Below are 15513 nucleotides of genomic sequence, written 5' to 3'. Positions count from 1 at the left end.
CGACAATCAGGCCACTTGAATAGCCGCTTCAGGTCGCGGTGAAACGCGCCGCCTGCCGTGTTGTCCCGCGTACGTGTGGACGCTGTGTGACGCCGAAGGTGCACTGTGTCACGCGGTGTTGCACCCTGGCGTCATCGCATCGCGGCGGTCACCGCGAGGCACACGTCCGGCAAGCGGGAATGCGCGGTAGGGGAAAACCCCTCACTCGCCTTGCGCGGGTTTCGGCGCGTCGTACTTGATATAGCGAAAGCGCTGATCGTCGGACGGCGTGCCTTCGAGCGGACCGTCCTCGAGCCCGGGTTGCCACTGGATCACCGACTCCATTTTCGTGGCGAGCGCAAAGTCCTTGTCCGTGATGCCTTTCGCGCTATGCGTCTTGAGCTTCACGGTCACGAATGCGTAGGAGACCGTCAGATCCGGATGATGCCAGGCGGCCTCCGCGAGATGGCCCACTGTATTGACCACCATCAGCGTGCCCTTCCAGCCTTCGGTCCGGTACTTGCGCCGCAGCCAGCCGTCCTCGAGATACCAGTGCTGCAGCGGACCGACGAGGCGTTGCTGGATCTCCTCGTCGGAATAGACCTGCTCTGTCTTTGCCATGACCGTTCTCCTCGGAAGCGGGCAACGCCCGCCGAACTACGGAATGCTGCAAGTGCCGGGCCAGTTCGCACGGGTAGATGACTCGCAAAGGACACGCTTCGTATCACCGGCGTGACACAGTATGTGTCGCATCGCGTAACGCAACGGGTTCACGCGTGTCACATCCGTCGCATTGCGCGGCATCGGTGATGAGCCCTGCAACGGCCGCCTCGCGACGCGCGACTCGTGCAGCGGGGCTCGCGTGCCGCACGGCAACCCGATGCCGGCCATAGGCTGTCCTTCGGCGCCACAGTCGGCATGGAATATGCGTTGGCCGTTAATGCGCCGCGAAGCCCGACGTCGAATCGGGACAGCGCGTAAATCGTTACCTGCACTCGAGAAGGCGCGCACGATGCGTGCGAGGTAGCGTGGGTCATTCGTGAGTTGAACAGCAGGACAATTCTGGAGGAGACATGAACTTACGCACCACGGTTCTTGGGCTCGCGATCCTCGCATCGGCAGCCTTTAGCTCTATCGTCGCACAGGCCGATCCGCAGCTCGACGGCCTGATGAAGAATCCATCCAACTGGGCGGCCCAGGCGGGCGATTATGCGAATCACCGCTACAGCCCGCTCAAACAGATCAACGAGAACAACGTCGGCAAGCTACAGGTCGCCTGGACCATGTCGACTGGCGTGCTGCGCGGCCATGAAGGCTCGCCGCTCGTGATCGGCGACACGATGTACATCCACTCGCCGTTTCCCAACAAGGTCATCGCGATCAACCTGAAGGACCAGACGTTCGCCTGGCAATACCAACCGAAACAGGACGAGCAGGTCGTCTCCGTGATGTGCTGCGATACCGTCAACCGCGGTCTCGCTTATGGCGACGGCAAGATCTTCCTGCAACAGGCCGACACCAAACTCGTGGCGCTCAACGCGAAGACGGGCGATGTGGTCTGGACCGCGCAGAACGGCAATCCGAAAGCGGGTGAAACCAACACCAACGCGCCGCACGTTTTCGGCGACAAGGTGGTGACCGGCATTTCGGGCGGTGAATTCGGCGTGCGCGGACGGCTCATCGCGTATGACATCAAGACCGGCAAGCCGGTCTGGACGGCCTATAGCACGGGCCCCGACAACGAAATGCTGCTCGACCCGCAAAAGACGATGACCTATACCGACGGCAAGATGGTGCCGGTCGGCGCGGATTCGTCGCTCAAGTCGTGGAAGGGGGATCAGTGGAAGCTGGGCGGCGGCACCACGTGGGGCTGGTATGCGTGGGACCCGAAACTCAACCTGATCTACTACGGCACCGGCAATCCGGGCACATGGAACCCGACGCAACGTCCGGGCGACAACAAATGGTCGATGTCGATCTTCGCGCGCGACCTGAATACCGGCACGGCTCGCTGGGTCTACCAGATGACGCCGCACGACGAATGGGATTATGACGGCGTCAACGAAATGATCCTGTCCGACCTGAACATCGGCGGCAAGAAGGTGCCCTCGATCGTCCACTTCGATCGCAACGGTTTCGGCTACACGCTCAATCGTGAAACCGGCCAGTTGCTCGTCGCGCAGAAGTACGACCCGGCGGTGAACTGGGCCGATCGCGTCGACCTGAAGAGCGGCCTGCCGATCCGCAACGCGGCGTACTCGACCCAGGCGGCAGGCTCGGATCACAACGTGAAGAACATCTGCCCGGCGGCGCTCGGTTCGAAAGACCAGCAACCGGCTGCGTTCGATCCGAACTCGAACCTGTTCCTCGTGCCGACCAACCACGTCTGCATGGACTACGAGCCGTTCGATGTCGACTACGTGTCGGGACAGCCGTACGTCGGCGCCACGCTGTCGATGTATCCCGGCCCGAACGAGAACAACGCGATGGGCAACTTCATCGCGTGGGATGCGAGCAAGGGCAAGATCGTCTACTCGAAGCCGGAGAAGTTCTCGGTGTGGTCGGGCGTGCTCGCCACGGCCGGCGGCGTGGCCTTCTACGGCACGCTGGAAGGCTACCTGAAGGCAGTCCGCATCAAGGACGGCAAGGAACTGTGGCGCTTCAAGACGCCGTCGGGAATCATCGGCAACGTCTTCACGTATGAGTACGGCGGCAAGCAGTTCGTCGGCGTGTACTCGGGCATCGGCGGCTGGGCCGGTATCGGCATGGCGGCCGGTCTGGAAAAGTCGACCGAAGGTCTGGGCGCGGTCGGCGGCTATCGTGAACTCGCGAAGTACACCGCGCTAGGCGGCACGCTCTTCGTGTTCGCGATCCCGAGCGAAAAGAGCTGAAACACCGGAGCTGAAACACCGGAGCTGAAACACCGGAGCGGATTGATACCCACGGCCGGCGCGTCCGTTGTACGGAGGGCGCACCGGCCGGCTCCCCAGTCCGTTCCGCACACACGAATCACCCCACGCGCGCCCGTTTCGCCGATGCGTCGCCTACACGCAGCGGGGGCGCCGTTCATCCTGAAGGAGACATGTGCATGAAAGGCCGATCAATCTTGTTGCTCGCGACACTGCCCGCGGCACTTGTCCTGCTACCCGTCGGGTACGCTCAGAACAATCCCTCGATTGCGCAGGTCGCATACAAGGTGGTCGACGGTAGCAAGGTCGACAGTAATACGTTGCAAGGGTGGAAAACATGGCGCGCGCTCGCTTGCGAACGCTGCCACGGCGCGCAGCAGCAAGGCATGGTGGGACCGTCGCTGATCGACGCGTTCAAGACGCTCGACAAGACCGAGTTTCATCGCACGGTGTTCGGCGGCCGGGTGGAGAAGGGCATGCCCGATTTCAGCACGAGCCAGATGATGCAGAAGAACTGGGAAAACCTCTATGCTTATCTGAAAGGGCGCTCCGACGGCCAGATCAAGCCGGGCGATCTGCAGGCCATCGATGCTGCTAAATGAGGCCGGCGCAACTCTTTCGGAGGCTCACGATGCGTCATAAAAAAAGAAGCATGTCCGTGCACGCCGCGCTCAGCGCGGCCGCGCTTTGCTGCGCTGCGCTCGCGAGCGCAGCGGTGAGGGCGGACGGCCCCGAGCTACCCAATAACGACGGCGCGGACGGCATCCTCAGAGTGTGCGCGGACCCGAACAACATGCCGCTGTCCAACAGCAAGGGCGAGGGCTACGAAAACCGGATCGCGAGCCAGATGGCGAGCGATTTCGGCTACAAGCTGGAGTACACCTACTTCCCGCAGCGCATGGGCTTCGTGCGCCACACGTTGCGCGAGAAGGAGGACGGCAGCGAGCGCTTCAAGTGCGACCTGATCATCGGCGTGCCGAAGGGCTACGACATGACGTCGACCACGCAGCCGTATCTGCGATCGACCTATGCGATGGTGTTCCCGAATCGTCCCGAATTTGCCAGCATCAAGACGCCCGACGACCTGCTGAAGCTGCCGCCCGAACAGTTGAAAAAACTGCGCTTCGGCATCTTTTCGCAGACCCCGGCGGTGGACTGGCTGCTCAGCCACAATCTGATCGATCAGGCGGTTTCGTACCGGGTGCAAAGCGGCGATCCGCAGGAGTATCCCGGCCAGATGATCGAACACGATCTGAGCGCGGGCAACGTCGACGTGGTGTTTCTGTGGGGGCCGATCGCCGGTTACTTCGCGAAGCACGCCGGCGACACGGTCAGACTCGTGCCGTTTCCCGCAGGGCCCGGCATCCGCTTCGACTATGCGATCTCGATGGGCGTGCGTTACGGCGAAAAGGCGTGGAAAGACAAGGTGGATCAATGGATCGGCGCGAACCACGACAAGATCGACAACATTCTCACCAGCTACCAGGTGCCGCTGCTCAAGCCGGTCGACGTGCCGGCGGCCAAACCCGGCGACGCGTCGCCATGATGGAGGCACGAAGCGCTTTGCTTCGCGCGGCGGCGGCATGGATGACGATGTGGGCGATGTGCGCGGTGCCGCTCGCCGCGCACGCGGCGGATGCGCCCGGCACCGGCGCCATCACGCCGGCGGAACAGCTGATCTTCACGACGGATCATCTGCACGGTGTCGCTGCGCAGACCGAGCTCGACTACGCGATGGTCGATTCCGAAAAGCCGTCGCGCAACGCCGATCTCGTCAAGGTGCTGGTGGTCAGCCCGGATAACGCGAAAGGCGACGCCCAGGTGTCGGACCATAGCGGCAGCGTGCCGTTGCCGAACGGCGGGCTGCAATGCAACCCCGTGATCATCTATTTTCTGGAGCGAGACATCACGGAGATGCAGGGTCTGACGGGCGGACAGCGGCGCTATTTTCAACAGCGCCTGCGCCTCGCGCTCGCGGCCGGACCGCAGATCGAGAGCGTGACGGCCGAAGCCGGCGGCAAGTCCGTGCGTGCCCGGCGCATTGTCGTGCAGCCGTATCTGAACGACCCGAACGCGGCGCGTTTCGCGCAACTCACGGGCAAGCGCTACACCTTCCTGCTTGCCGATGACGTGCCGGGCCAGGTGGTCCTGATTCGCACCGATGTGCCGGGCGCGAACAACGACTTCGCGCATCCGGCGCATTCCGAGACGCTGAGCTTCCAGTCGGTGCTGCGCAAATTGCCGACACCGGAGAAGGCGCCGTTGAAGTCGTCGAATGCGCCACGGGCGAGCCGTTAGCGCGGCTGCCTGCGATGGCAGTTGCGGCTTGTCGCTGGCCGCTTGTCGCTGGCCGCTTGTCGCGCGATTGCGCGGCCGTGCCGTGTTACGTCCGCCGCGCGCCCATCAACTTCCACAAGGAATTCACGCATGTTGATCGACACCCACGACTACGCCCCGACACTGAAGCAGGCCATCGGCGAACTCGGCGCCGCCGCGCCGGCCACGCTCGCCGGCTTCCAGGCGCTCGACGGCGCCGCTGCCCGCGCCGGCACGCTGGACGCGAAAACGCGCGAGCTGATCGCGCTGGCGGTCGCCGTCACCACCCGTTGCGACGGCTGCATTGCGCTGCATAGCGCCGCCGCCGCGAAGGCAGGGGCGAGCCGGGACGAGGTGGCGCAGGCGCTGTCGGTGGCGATCGCGCTGAACGCGGGCGCGGCGCTGGTCTATTCCGCGCGCGCGCTCGACGCCTTCGGTCAGCAGAGCGGCTAGCCCACATGCAGACCGCGCGCTTCACGACGAACCGGGTCAAGCTGAATTTCATCCGCTCATTGACTCTGCGGCAGTTGCAGATCTTCGTCGTGGCGAGCCGCTATACGAGTTTCGCGCGCGCGGCCGAGGAACTGCATCTGACCCAGCCGGCCGTCTCGATGCAGATTCATCAACTCGAAGATGCGATCGGGCTGCGGCTGTTCGAGCGCGTCGCGCGCAAGCTCACGCTGACCGAAGCGGGTGAGATGCTGACGCACCACGCGAGCCGCATTCTCGGCGAGATCAAGGACGCCGAAGATGCGATGACCTCGCTCAAGCAGGCCGACAGCGGCTCGATCAATGTAGGGATCGTCAGTTCCGCGACCTACTTCGCGCCGAAACTGCTCGCGCTCTATTCGCATCTGTACCCGAAGGTCGACGTGCACTTTTCGGTCGGCAATCGCGATGCGCTGCTGCGGCTCCTGCAGGACAACGCGATCGATCTCGCGATCATGGGACGCCCGCCTCCCGAACTCGATACGACGACCGAGCCGCTCGCCAGCCATCCTCAGGTGGTGATCGCGCCGCTGAATCATCCGTTATGCGGTGCGCGCCGCTTCGATCTGCAGGAACTGAAGGGCGACACGTTCCTGTTGCGCGAGCCCGGCTCGGGCACGCGCATGGCCGCCGAGGTGATGTTCCGGCAGCATCTGTTCACACCCGCGAAAATCGTCACGCTAGGCAGCAACGAAACCATCAAGCAGGCGGTGATGGCGGGCATGGGCGTGAGCCTGATCTCGCTGCACACGCTGCTGCTGGAACTGCGTACCGGCGAGATTGCTTTGCTGGACGTGAACGGCACGCCGATCGAGCGCACCTGGCAGATCGTGCATCTGCGGTCCAAGCAGTTGTCGCCGACCAGCGTGGTGTTTCGCCAGTTTCTGCTCGATCATGCGGCGACGCATCTGGAGCACGAATACGCACCCTTTGAACGTTTGGTGGGTGTGACGGGCGCTGCGGCCGGCGCGGGGCCCGTCAAATGAGGCGGCGGTTTTCGTTGCGTGCCTCGCTTGCGCGTGGTGTGAGCCTGTTGTGCGTCATCGTTGCCGTCATCGCCGGATTCGGGTTAAGTGCAGCGCCCGTGTGGGCCGGGCCGGTTTCGATTGCGGTGATGAACTGCGTTCTGATCGACGATAACGCCGCCTACAACGACGCCGAGACCAATCGCATCCAGGCGGCGCGAATCGGCATGATCAGCGATGCCGTGCGTGCGCAACTGGACGCGAGCCAGCGCTACCGCGTCGCCGACAACGCCCGGGCGGCCGAACTGATCGCCAAACTCGGCGCAGAGCAGGATCTGTTCACCTGCGATAGCTGCGCACGGCAGGTCGGGCGCGCGCTGGGCGCTGAACAGGCGGCAGTCTGCTGGGTGCAGAAAGTCAGCAACCTCATTCTCAATCTGAACTTGCGCGTGGAAGACGTCGCGAGCGGCCGGACCCTGTTTCAACGCTCGGTCGACATTCGCGGCAACACGGATCTGTCGTGGCGTCGCGGCGCGACCGCACTGGTCGGGTTGCTCGTGGAGGCAGACGCCGCGGATGCGTCAGGCAAGCACGCGGCTCCGTGACAATGACGCGAATCCGCAGCAACGGGGTGTGCCAATGGCACAGTGTGTACCCGAATGTCGTGACAGGATGACAACGATCCGGCTGCGGTGCAGTGCTCCATGCGGGTCATGGGTAACCGGCATAAACCGTGCTTGAACGGATGCCGGTGCAGGCGCACGCAGCCGGACTCAGCCGGACTCGACGCGCACACGGGTAGAACAGAACCAGAAAGACGGGCGCGTTTCGCCGCTCCGGCACACAGCATGCGCCGCACGACAATCAGCAGGGTATAAGGAGGAGATCGCATCGATGAGTTCTGGCGAACAGCTTCAGGACTGGCGTCTTCACGCACTGCAAATCGAAAGCGAAGTCGCCAGGGTTGTCATCGGCCAGCAGCAAACGCTGCGGCTCATCAACGTCGCATTGTTCGCCCGGGGCCACGTGCTGCTCGAAGGCGGCGTCGGCGTCGGCAAGACGACGGTGTTGCGCGCGTTTGCGCGGGTGGTCGGCGGCGAGTTCGAGCGCGTCGAAGGCACCATCGATCTGATGCCGGGCGACCTCGTCTATCACACGTACGTCGACGCCGACGGCAAGCCGCGTATCGATCCCGGCCCGCTCCTGCGTCACGGCGAGCAGTTGACGACCTTCTTCTTCAACGAAATCAATCGCGCCCGTCCGCAGGTGCAGTCGCTATTGCTGCGCGCGATGGCCGAGCGTTCGGTCTGGGCGTTCGACCGCGAACACCGCTTCCCGCATATGACCGTGTTCGCCGATCGCAACAAGGTCGAAAAAGAAGAAACCTTCGAGCTAGCCTCGGCCGCGCGCGACCGCTTCCTGTTCGAGCTGAACATGCCCACGCCCGCCGAGCCGGACGTCCGGCGCGCGCTGGTGTTCGATACGATGTTCCATGACGTCGACGCGCTGCTCGCACAGCTGAAGCCCGCCGTCGTCGCGTGGGAACAGTTGAACAGCGTCGGTGCGGCGATTCAGCAAGACGTGCAGGCGAGCGCGACGATCGAACGCTACGCGCTCGACATCTGGCAGGCGACGGAAACGCCGCTGCGCTTCGGCATTACGCTCGACGGCGTTGACATGCAGCAGCTGATTCTCGCCGGTGCGAGTCCGCGCGGCATGAGCGCGCTGCTGCGCGCCGCACGCGTGGTCGCGTGGCTCGCGGGACGCTCGCATCTGGTTCCGGAGGATATCCACGAGGTGCTGATGCCTGCGCTCGGTCATCGGGTCTTCTTCACGCCGATCTACGAACTGCGCCGCCAGGAGCTGGCCGAAGCGCTGATCGCGCAGATCATGGCCAAAGTGGCCGTGCCCTGATGCGCGCCGAACCGCGCGAGATGTCCTGATGCGCTCCGAACCATGAACGGCACAGCCGAATTCCACTACCGTTTGCCGACCCGCGCCGGCGGCGCGCGGCCGGGCTCGCATCCTGGTTCGAGCTTCGGCTCCGGCCAGCAATTCGCGATGCACGGGCGCCTCTTCGACTACCCCGATCCGCGCCGGCTGGACTTGCGCGCGAGCGTGCGCGCGGCGCGCTCGGAATGGCTCGTGCGGGTTAATCTGCAGCGCGTGGCGGTGCCGGTGGTGGTGATCGTCGACGTGTCGGCGTCCATGCAGTTCGGCTCGCGTCGAACCAAGTTGCAGGTTGCCGCGGACTTCGTCGAGGCGCTGGGTTATAGCGCATTCCGTGTCGGCGACCGGCTGGGCATGCTGGCCTTCGACGCTGGCGCACGCGACGACCTCTTCATGCCGGAGCGTTATGGCCGGGGCACGGGCAATCTGCTCGCGACGATGCTGCGCACGTGCGCGACCCGGGAAGCGGGGCGCGGCGGCATCGACGGGCTGCGGCGCTGTGCGGCGCGTCTTGCCGGGCGGCAGGCGTTGGTGTTCGTCGTGTCCGACTTCCACTGGCCGCTCGTGCAGATGCCGGCGGTGCTCGACATGCTGGTGCATGCGTGCGTGGTGCCGATCGTGGTGTGGGACGAGGCGGAAATCTCGCCGCCGCGCAACGGTCAACTGCTGGCCGTCAACGATGCCGAGTCGGGTGAGGAGCGCAGCGTGTGGCTGCGCGGCAGCATCCGCGAGCGCTGGCGTGAGGGCGTCGTGCGCCGTCGCGCGGAACTCGGCGCGACGTTCGGCCCGCGCGGCATGCGGCCGTTCTATCTCGAAGGCGCCTTCGATCCGGAAGCGATGTCGCGCTATTTTCTGGAGACGACCGTATGAGACTTTGCGGGCTCCGGATCGGCGTTGCTCGGGGGGGCTGGTGCAGATCTGTGCTGCCGGCAGTGCTGAGCACGCTGATCGTGCTGATCGGCACGACGCACGCGGCCATTGGCAATGCCGCCACGGCGGTGCCCGCCACAGTCGAACAGCCGCGCGCATTCGGCTACGTGCTCGGCGATGTGCTCACGCAACGCGTGCTTCTGCAGGCGGGTGGCCATGACGTGGGCGCGGTCACGCCGCCGTCGGTTGGCCGCACCGGAGTCTGGCTCGAACGCGGGCCTGCGTCGTTCGAAACGGATGCGCAGGGGCGCCGCTGGATGGTGATCAGCTATCAGGTCGTCAATGCGCCGCAAACGCTCACCAAAATCGCATTGCCCGCATTGACGCTGAGCTCGGCCAGCGGCGCGCAACTGCGGGTGGCCGAATGGCCGGCGAGCGTCGCACCGCTCACGCCGCCGGCCGTTTTCGCGGACGGCGACCTGCAGCCGTTACGCCCCGATCGCGGGGCGCCGTTGCTGCCCACCGCCGGCTTGCGTCGCCAGATTGCGTGGGCGCTGGGTCTGTTGCTCGCGACGTTGCTGGCGTGGGCGGGATGGTGGGCGTGGCGCAACCGGCGCGAGTCGGACCGGCTGCCCTTTGCACGCGCATGGCGGCAGATGCGGCGGCTCGAAGGTGCGCAAGCGGCCGCGTCGAAGGACGCGTGGTTCTGCCTGCATCGGGCATTGAACGAAACCGCGGGTCAGGTCGTGCATGCAGGTTCGTTGCCGGGTCTCCTTGCGCGCGCGCCGTATTTGCAGCCGCTGCGCGCGCAACTCGAGCATTTCTATCAGGTGTCGGCCGAGCGCTTTTTCAAACCCGTCCCGGACACCGCCGAATTTCCGTTGCAGGCGTTGTGCCGTGCGCTGTATCGGGCCGAACGGCGTCACCAGCGATGATCATGGCCCTCGACTTCGCCGCTCCGTGGATGCTGATCCTGCTGCCGCTCGCCGTGCTGCCGTTGCTGCCGCGGCGCAGCGATACGCTGCCGTTTTCCAGCGTCGCGTGGCTGCCGCCCGATCATGTCGGACGCTGGGTGGGATGGCTCGCGCGCGTGTGCGGCGTGCTGGCGATCGCGGCGATCGTCGTCGGACTCGCGGGGCCGGGGCGCTCGCAACTGCAGGTGCCGCGCACCGGCAGCGGCGCGCAGATCCTGATCCTGATGGATCGCAGCGCCAGCATGGACGAGCCGATGGCGAGCCCGGGCGTCGAGTCGCCGCGCGGCGAGTCGAAGAACAAGGTGGCGCGCGCGTCGCTGACGAGCTTCGTGAGCCAGCGCCCCAACGACCGCCTCGCGTTCATGATGTTCGGCACCAGTCCCGTGCTGGCGATGCCGTTCACCTACAACCATCGTGCGATCGACGATGCCATCGCCGCGACGGCAATCGGACGCGGTATGCCGGACACGCAACTCGACCGTGGGATGCTGGCCGCGCTCGATCAGTTCGAAGGCCGCCCGTCGTCGGGCCGCCGCGCGATCGTGCTCGTCTCCGACGGCGGCGCGCGGCTCGACGAAACGGTGCGGCGGCGCATTCAGGCGAGTCTGCTGCGCAATCAGATCGCGCTGTACTTCATCTACTTGCGCAGCGGCATCTACAGCCCCGATCTGAACGCGACGTTGCCCGCCGGCGAGGCGTCGGCCGAAGCCGAATTGCATCGCTATTTTCTGTCGCTGCCGACGCCTTACCGCCTTTTCCAGGCCGGCGACGCGAAGGCGATGATGGCGGCCGTCGCCGAAATCAACCGGCAGCAGAATGCGTTGACGTCGTTTGTCGAGCATTTGCCTCGCCAGGACTGGAGTCCGTATTGCTTCGCGCTCGCGCTGTTCTGCGCGGCCATGCTGATGGCAATGCGTCTGTTTCAGGTACGGAGCTGGGCATGACGCGCACCCTCATTCACGCCGTGTTCGCCACTGTGGCGCTGGCCTGCGCGGGTTTCGCCGCGTATAGCTGGATACGCCTTCAGCACGCCGGCCAGCTGAATCAGGCGATTGCCGCCGCGAGCAGCGATGCGCGCGAGACCCACGCGAACCATCCGAACCATTCGAACGAAGAGGCGCCGCAGGTTCTGCTGGCCCGCGCGACGGCGCTCTCGAAAGCGGGTGCCTACGATACGGCGGCGCGGCTCTACGAAAGTTTGATCCACGACCATCCCGACGACCTCGGCCGCACGGCGCTGTTCGATCTCGGCAATATGTATCTGCGCGAGGGAGGCGGCGAGGGCGCGTCGAACGGCATCCGGTCGATCGCGATGATCAGCGAGGCCAAGGCGCGCTACCGGCTGCTGCTGCGTGCGTCACCGGGCGATTGGGACGCGCGCTACAACCTCGAACGCGCGCTTTGGCTCGCGCCTGAAACGCCCACCGCGCTCGACGAGCCGGATGTGAAAGAGCAGCACAACGTGAAAGTGCGCGACCCCGAGAGCAAGGACTTGCCATGAGCGCCGGGGCCCACACGCCGGGCTTCGCGAGGGTGCGTCACTGGCTGACGCCGCTCGCGCTCGTCGCGTTGATCGCGGCGGTCGTGATGCCGGATGTGACGCTGCCGCGCAATACCTTCGACTACATTGTGACGTTCGATATCACGCAAAGCATGGACGTCGAGGATGTCGTGCTGAACGGCGCGCCGGTGAGCCGGCTCAAGTTCGCGCAGGCCGCGATGCGCGACGCGCTCGGACAGTTGCCGTGCGGCTCGAAGGTGGGCTGGAGCGTGTTCACCGGGCAACGGACCTTGCTGTTGCTGGCGCCCCTCGAGGTGTGCGGCAACTACGACGCGCTGCTGGTGTCGCTCGACGGTATCGACGGGCGCATGCGTTGGACCAACTGGAGCCGTATCGCCGAGGGCGGGGTTTATTCGGCGGTGCGCGTGGCGCAGGAGGTCGGTCGTGGCGCGGCCGTCGTGTTCATCACCGATGGCCAGGAAGCACCGCCTTTGCCGGCGTCGCGGGCGCTGATGCGGGATCTGAATCCCGCGCGGATCGAAGGTTGGCTGATCGGCGTGGGCGGCGACCAGCCCGCGGCGATTCCGAGGACCGACGTCAACGGCAATCGGACCGGGTACTGGCAGGCCGACGACGTGGTACAGGTGCCCGCTTTGCCGGGGGCCGATCCGCGGATCGAGACGCATGAGGAGCTTTCCGAGTTGCGCGGTCAGTATCTCGCGTTCGTGGGTGGGCAGACCGGGCTCGGTTATCGGCGGCTGTGGGCCACGAATGCGTTGGGCGATGCCATGCTGGACGTGCGCCTCGCTCATCGCGAGCCGGTGCCGGTGGATATGCGCTGGATTCCCGCGCTGTTTGCGCTGTTGCTGCTGGTCGGGCGGTTTGTGCCGGATGTCGTCTGGACCTGGCTGCGGGTTTGGCGCGATGCGATGCGGCGGCTTGCCGCGAGGACCTTGTCGGCGCTGGCGGCGCGCTCGCCGGAGCGTCCGGTGGTGGAGCGGCCGCGATCGGAGAGGTTGCGGGTCACGGAGGCAGACGTCTGAACCCTGGTGGAGTGCGGGGGAGGCGCCTCATGTTTTGGGCAACGCGAGTTTGCCGCGACGCTTGCGTGGCTTCGGCTCGACACCGACACGCTCATCGCGGGCCATCACCAGGGTCGTCATCTGTTCAACGGTGATTTCAAACGCCGGATCGTTCTGCGAGATGTACAGCCATTTTCCGAGCACGGGATGCGGCTGCAAAGCCGGCATGTCGGCGATAAGCGCGGCGTGGCGCTCTTTCGATGTGCAGACCAGCAGACCGTTCCACGGCTCGCCCCGGTCGGCGGCGATCAGACACAGCAGGCCGTCGAGATAGGCGGCAGCACAGCCGAACATCCGCTTCTGGACGAAGGTCGAATCGCGCTCGAACGCGTCGAATATCCAGACGAGCGAATTGCGGATCGAAGAAGGCATCGGCGAAAAAGTCTCGGGTAACGGGATCGACGACAAGCTTACCCAATATTGTGTCGGTGCCTTTTCCCGGCTCTGATCGATCCCTGGCGGCCTCGCTCGGGCTGTCGTCGCGAGCGAAGCCAGCAGGCGGCGGGCGCCACGCCTGTCGAGGAGTTTGATCGAGCCGTCGCTGCTGGAGAGGCGCACGCGCGCTTACCTCGCGACGTTCCGCGCATTGCGGCCACGTCCATCACGAACGCCGCGCCGCGCACCGTGCTGCTGTCCGCGCAGATCACTTGATTCAATCGCGTTTCAATACTTCACGAACGCATGCAGCAACCGGTTGAAAGCGCCCGCATTCGACACGTTCATCCCATGCGAAGCGCCTTCGATGGTTTGTCGTTCGGCATAGTCGATCCATGTGGAGAGCTTTTCCACATTGTTGCGAAACATGCGCGGGCTCTTTTGCCCATCGATGAGCAGGGTTCGGCACTTCACCTCGCGCGCCGTTTCGTGGGAATAGGCGGGCAAAGGGTCGCGCAGCTGCTTGGGCAGCGTGCCCGCATTGTCGATCGCCATCGCACGGAATGCAGCCGGGCTCTTGCGCCACGCGCCGGGCATGCTCACCGAGTCGACGAACAGCTCCAGTCCCTCGTCGATCTGGTGGCTCTCGATCAGTTCGGCGACGCGCGCCCGCAGCACGTTGGTGGAGGCGGGCAGGGTCGCCGGCGTCATCCCTTCGACGTGCAGCGGGCCGCCCGGGTCCGCGAGCGTGAGCGTCTTTACGAGCCGCGGATAGTCGCGCGCCACATTGAACGCCACGCAGCCGCCGCGCGAATGGCCGACCAGATGCACCGGCCCCAGGTCGATCGCCTCGATGAATTCGGCCAGTTCGGCCACGTGCGTCTGCCAGCCGAACTCGCTCTGGATGCAAGCTTCGCTCGCCGGCCAGTAGTGGCTCAGACTCACCGAGATGCAGCGGAAGTGCTGCGACAGCGCCGCGGTCTGCGCGCTCCAGTAGCGATAGTCGCAAAGCGAACCGTGCACGAACAGCAGGGGTTCGCCCTCGCCGCACTCGACATACGGTACGCAGATGCCCGATGCGATGGTCGCAAAGGATATTTCCGGTACGGCAAGCACTGCGAGGTTGGTACGGGCGTTCATTGACTGGCTCCTTTGCCGGCACTATGCCCGATTCCTTTGTCCTGGAAAATCGCGTAATATTGATCGAATCCATCAATTTTTCTGATAGTGACTTGCGCACATGAAGGCTCTCGATCTCGACGTTCTGACCATGATCGTCGCCGTCGCCGATACCGGCAACATCAGCCGGGCGGCGGAGGTCGTGCATCGCTCGCAATCGGCGGTCAGCATGCAGATCAAGACGCTTGAAATCGCGCTGGGCAAGCCGCTCTTCGTGCGTAAGCCGAGAAGCGTGAGCCCGACCCAGGACGGCGAAGTGCTGCTCACCTACGCGCGCCGCATGCTGGCGTTACGCGACGAAGCCTGGGCGGCCGTGGTTCGGCCGGACGTGACCGGGCGCGTAAGCATCGGCGTGCCGGACGATTACGCGTCGTCGCTGCTGCCGCCGATCCTCAAGAAGTTTTCCGCGACCTATCCGAAGGTGGAAATCCGCGTGGTGGGTTTGCCGAGCGTGGCGCTCGCGCCGATGGTGAAGGACGGTTCCGTCGACCTCGTGTGCGCGACGCGGATCAAAGGACTGTCGGGCGAGTTCATCCGGCTCGAACCCATGGAGTGGGCCGCGGCGCCGGGCGCCGATGAAATATGGCGCGAGCGGCCGTTGCCGATTGCCGTGTTCCTGCCCGGCAGCGTCGCGCGGGAAAACGCGATTCGCAGCCTCGAACGCGCGAAGATTCCGTACCGGACCTCGTATGAAAGCCCGAGCCTGCTCGGGTTGCTGTCGATGGCGGAAGCGGGGCTCGCCATCGTGCCGCTCGCGCAATGCGCGGTGCCGGCGCACTTTGCGCGGCTCGGGCGCACGCACGGATTGCCCGAGATTCCGGCGCTGGAGATGGTGCTTGCGCGAAGTACGTCGTCGAATCGTCCACCGTGTGATTTTCTGGCGGAGAAGATCGTCGCGGAGTTGCGGCGCTAGCCGCGCGATCG

Annotated in this window: 17 protein-coding genes; 14 read left to right on the top strand and 3 right to left on the bottom strand. The window is 65.0% G+C overall.

Translation table 11 applies throughout. The annotated features are described in order from the left end of the window. Positions 1-201: 201 nt before the first annotated feature. Positions 202-600, bottom strand: a complete 399-nt coding sequence (locus PQQ53_RS25025; RefSeq protein ID WP_408141341.1) for a 4a-hydroxytetrahydrobiopterin dehydratase — start codon at positions 598-600, stop codon at positions 202-204. Positions 601-1052: 452 nt separating this feature from the next. Here PQQ53_RS25025 and PQQ53_RS25020 point away from each other — a divergent pair, with 452 nt between their 5' ends. From PQQ53_RS25020 to PQQ53_RS24960, 13 genes are all read left to right on the top strand, one after another. Continuing rightward, on the top strand, positions 1053-2870 hold the full coding sequence (locus tag PQQ53_RS25020) for a methanol/ethanol family PQQ-dependent dehydrogenase (protein ID WP_408141342.1): 1818 nt from the start codon (positions 1053-1055) through the stop codon (positions 2868-2870). Between the two features lie 197 nt (positions 2871-3067). Beyond that, positions 3068-3490 carry a c-type cytochrome gene (locus tag PQQ53_RS25015; RefSeq protein ID WP_408141343.1) on the top strand — a complete coding sequence of 141 codons (423 nt, stop codon included), beginning with the start codon at positions 3068-3070 and terminating at the stop codon, positions 3488-3490. A gap of 29 nt (positions 3491-3519) precedes the next feature. Continuing rightward, entirely contained in the window at positions 3520-4434 is a 915-nt protein-coding gene (locus PQQ53_RS25010; RefSeq protein ID WP_408326961.1) for a substrate-binding domain-containing protein, read from the top strand. Beyond that, a complete protein-coding gene (locus PQQ53_RS25005; protein WP_408326958.1) occupies positions 4431-5186 on the top strand; it encodes a hypothetical protein in 756 nt (251 codons plus the stop codon). Before PQQ53_RS25010 ends, PQQ53_RS25005 begins: the two co-directional genes overlap by 4 nt. Before the next feature lie 132 nt (positions 5187-5318). Then, a complete protein-coding gene (locus PQQ53_RS25000) occupies positions 5319-5657 on the top strand; it encodes a carboxymuconolactone decarboxylase family protein (protein ID WP_408141513.1) in 339 nt (112 codons plus the stop codon). Between the two features lie 5 nt (positions 5658-5662). Beyond that, complete coding sequence (locus PQQ53_RS24995; protein ID WP_408141346.1) at positions 5663-6679, top strand: LysR family transcriptional regulator; 1017 nt, start codon at positions 5663-5665, stop codon at positions 6677-6679. Between the two features lie 128 nt (positions 6680-6807). Continuing rightward, positions 6808-7263 carry a DUF3280 domain-containing protein gene (locus PQQ53_RS24990; protein WP_408326955.1) on the top strand — a complete coding sequence of 152 codons (456 nt, stop codon included), beginning with the start codon at positions 6808-6810 and terminating at the stop codon, positions 7261-7263. Between the two features lie 289 nt (positions 7264-7552). Then, the gene (locus tag PQQ53_RS24985) at positions 7553-8572 is read left to right on the top strand and encodes an AAA family ATPase (protein ID WP_408141348.1); all 1020 of its coding nucleotides are present in this window, start codon (positions 7553-7555) and stop codon (positions 8570-8572) included. 42 nt (positions 8573-8614) lie between these two features. Further along, entirely contained in the window at positions 8615-9478 is an 864-nt protein-coding gene (locus PQQ53_RS24980) for a DUF58 domain-containing protein (protein ID WP_408141349.1), read from the top strand. Continuing rightward, positions 9475-10413: a calcium incorporation protein MxaA gene (locus tag PQQ53_RS24975; protein WP_408326952.1), complete on the top strand. Its 939-nt coding sequence runs from the start codon at positions 9475-9477 to the stop codon at positions 10411-10413. Before PQQ53_RS24980 ends, PQQ53_RS24975 begins: the two co-directional genes overlap by 4 nt. Then, a complete protein-coding gene (locus tag PQQ53_RS24970; RefSeq protein WP_408155798.1) occupies positions 10410-11396 on the top strand; it encodes a vWA domain-containing protein in 987 nt (328 codons plus the stop codon). The genes PQQ53_RS24975 and PQQ53_RS24970 overlap by 4 nt, the downstream gene beginning before the upstream one ends. Continuing rightward, the gene (locus tag PQQ53_RS24965) at positions 11393-11953 is read left to right on the top strand and encodes a tetratricopeptide repeat protein (protein WP_408326949.1); all 561 of its coding nucleotides are present in this window, start codon (positions 11393-11395) and stop codon (positions 11951-11953) included. The genes PQQ53_RS24970 and PQQ53_RS24965 overlap by 4 nt, the downstream gene beginning before the upstream one ends. After that, positions 11950-12996: a vWA domain-containing protein gene (locus PQQ53_RS24960; RefSeq protein ID WP_408326946.1), complete on the top strand. Its 1047-nt coding sequence runs from the start codon at positions 11950-11952 to the stop codon at positions 12994-12996. Before PQQ53_RS24965 ends, PQQ53_RS24960 begins: the two co-directional genes overlap by 4 nt. A gap of 27 nt (positions 12997-13023) precedes the next feature. Here the strand turns inward: PQQ53_RS24960 and PQQ53_RS24955 are convergent, their stop codons facing one another. Next, a complete protein-coding gene (locus PQQ53_RS24955) occupies positions 13024-13407 on the bottom strand; it encodes a hypothetical protein (protein ID WP_408327069.1) in 384 nt (127 codons plus the stop codon). A gap of 291 nt (positions 13408-13698) precedes the next feature. Continuing rightward, positions 13699-14550: an alpha/beta fold hydrolase gene (locus tag PQQ53_RS24950; protein WP_408326943.1), complete on the bottom strand. Its 852-nt coding sequence runs from the start codon at positions 14548-14550 to the stop codon at positions 13699-13701. A gap of 100 nt (positions 14551-14650) precedes the next feature. Between PQQ53_RS24950 and PQQ53_RS24945 the strand changes: the two genes are divergently transcribed. Then, entirely contained in the window at positions 14651-15502 is an 852-nt protein-coding gene (locus PQQ53_RS24945) for a LysR substrate-binding domain-containing protein (protein ID WP_408141355.1), read from the top strand. Positions 15503-15513: the final 11 nt, after the last annotated feature.

The organism is Paraburkholderia strydomiana, from assembly GCF_046030495.1.
Lineage (GTDB): Bacteria > Pseudomonadota > Gammaproteobacteria > Burkholderiales > Burkholderiaceae > Paraburkholderia > Paraburkholderia strydomiana_A.
The sequence above is the reverse complement of the archived record's forward strand: the minus strand, read 5'-3'. Positions and strand labels throughout refer to the sequence as shown.

What these genes read in the sequence shown, in the direction of transcription:
- PQQ53_RS24995 (WP_408141346.1), top strand. Translation starts at nt 5,663, where the DNA reads ATGCAGACCGCGCGCTTCACGACGAACCGGGTCAAGCTGAATTTCATC.
- PQQ53_RS25015 (WP_408141343.1), top strand. Translation starts at nt 3,068, where the DNA reads ATGAAAGGCCGATCAATCTTGTTGCTCGCGACACTGCCCGCGGCACTT.
- PQQ53_RS24980 (WP_408141349.1), top strand. Translation starts at nt 8,615, where the DNA reads ATGAACGGCACAGCCGAATTCCACTACCGTTTGCCGACCCGCGCCGGC.
- PQQ53_RS24970 (WP_408155798.1), top strand. Translation starts at nt 10,410, where the DNA reads ATGATCATGGCCCTCGACTTCGCCGCTCCGTGGATGCTGATCCTGCTG.
- PQQ53_RS24945 (WP_408141355.1), top strand. Translation starts at nt 14,651, where the DNA reads ATGAAGGCTCTCGATCTCGACGTTCTGACCATGATCGTCGCCGTCGCC.
- PQQ53_RS24960 (WP_408326946.1), top strand. Translation starts at nt 11,950, where the DNA reads ATGAGCGCCGGGGCCCACACGCCGGGCTTCGCGAGGGTGCGTCACTGG.
- PQQ53_RS24965 (WP_408326949.1), top strand. Translation starts at nt 11,393, where the DNA reads ATGACGCGCACCCTCATTCACGCCGTGTTCGCCACTGTGGCGCTGGCC.
- PQQ53_RS25020 (WP_408141342.1), top strand. Translation starts at nt 1,053, where the DNA reads ATGAACTTACGCACCACGGTTCTTGGGCTCGCGATCCTCGCATCGGCA.
- PQQ53_RS25010 (WP_408326961.1), top strand. Translation starts at nt 3,520, where the DNA reads ATGCGTCATAAAAAAAGAAGCATGTCCGTGCACGCCGCGCTCAGCGCG.
- PQQ53_RS24985 (WP_408141348.1), top strand. Translation starts at nt 7,553, where the DNA reads ATGAGTTCTGGCGAACAGCTTCAGGACTGGCGTCTTCACGCACTGCAA.
- PQQ53_RS25005 (WP_408326958.1), top strand. Translation starts at nt 4,431, where the DNA reads ATGATGGAGGCACGAAGCGCTTTGCTTCGCGCGGCGGCGGCATGGATG.
- PQQ53_RS24955 (WP_408327069.1), bottom strand. Translation starts at nt 13,407, where the DNA reads ATGCCTTCTTCGATCCGCAATTCGCTCGTCTGGATATTCGACGCGTTC.
- PQQ53_RS24990 (WP_408326955.1), top strand. Translation starts at nt 6,808, where the DNA reads ATGAACTGCGTTCTGATCGACGATAACGCCGCCTACAACGACGCCGAG.
- PQQ53_RS24950 (WP_408326943.1), bottom strand. Translation starts at nt 14,550, where the DNA reads ATGAACGCCCGTACCAACCTCGCAGTGCTTGCCGTACCGGAAATATCC.
- PQQ53_RS24975 (WP_408326952.1), top strand. Translation starts at nt 9,475, where the DNA reads ATGAGACTTTGCGGGCTCCGGATCGGCGTTGCTCGGGGGGGCTGGTGC.
- PQQ53_RS25025 (WP_408141341.1), bottom strand. Translation starts at nt 600, where the DNA reads ATGGCAAAGACAGAGCAGGTCTATTCCGACGAGGAGATCCAGCAACGC.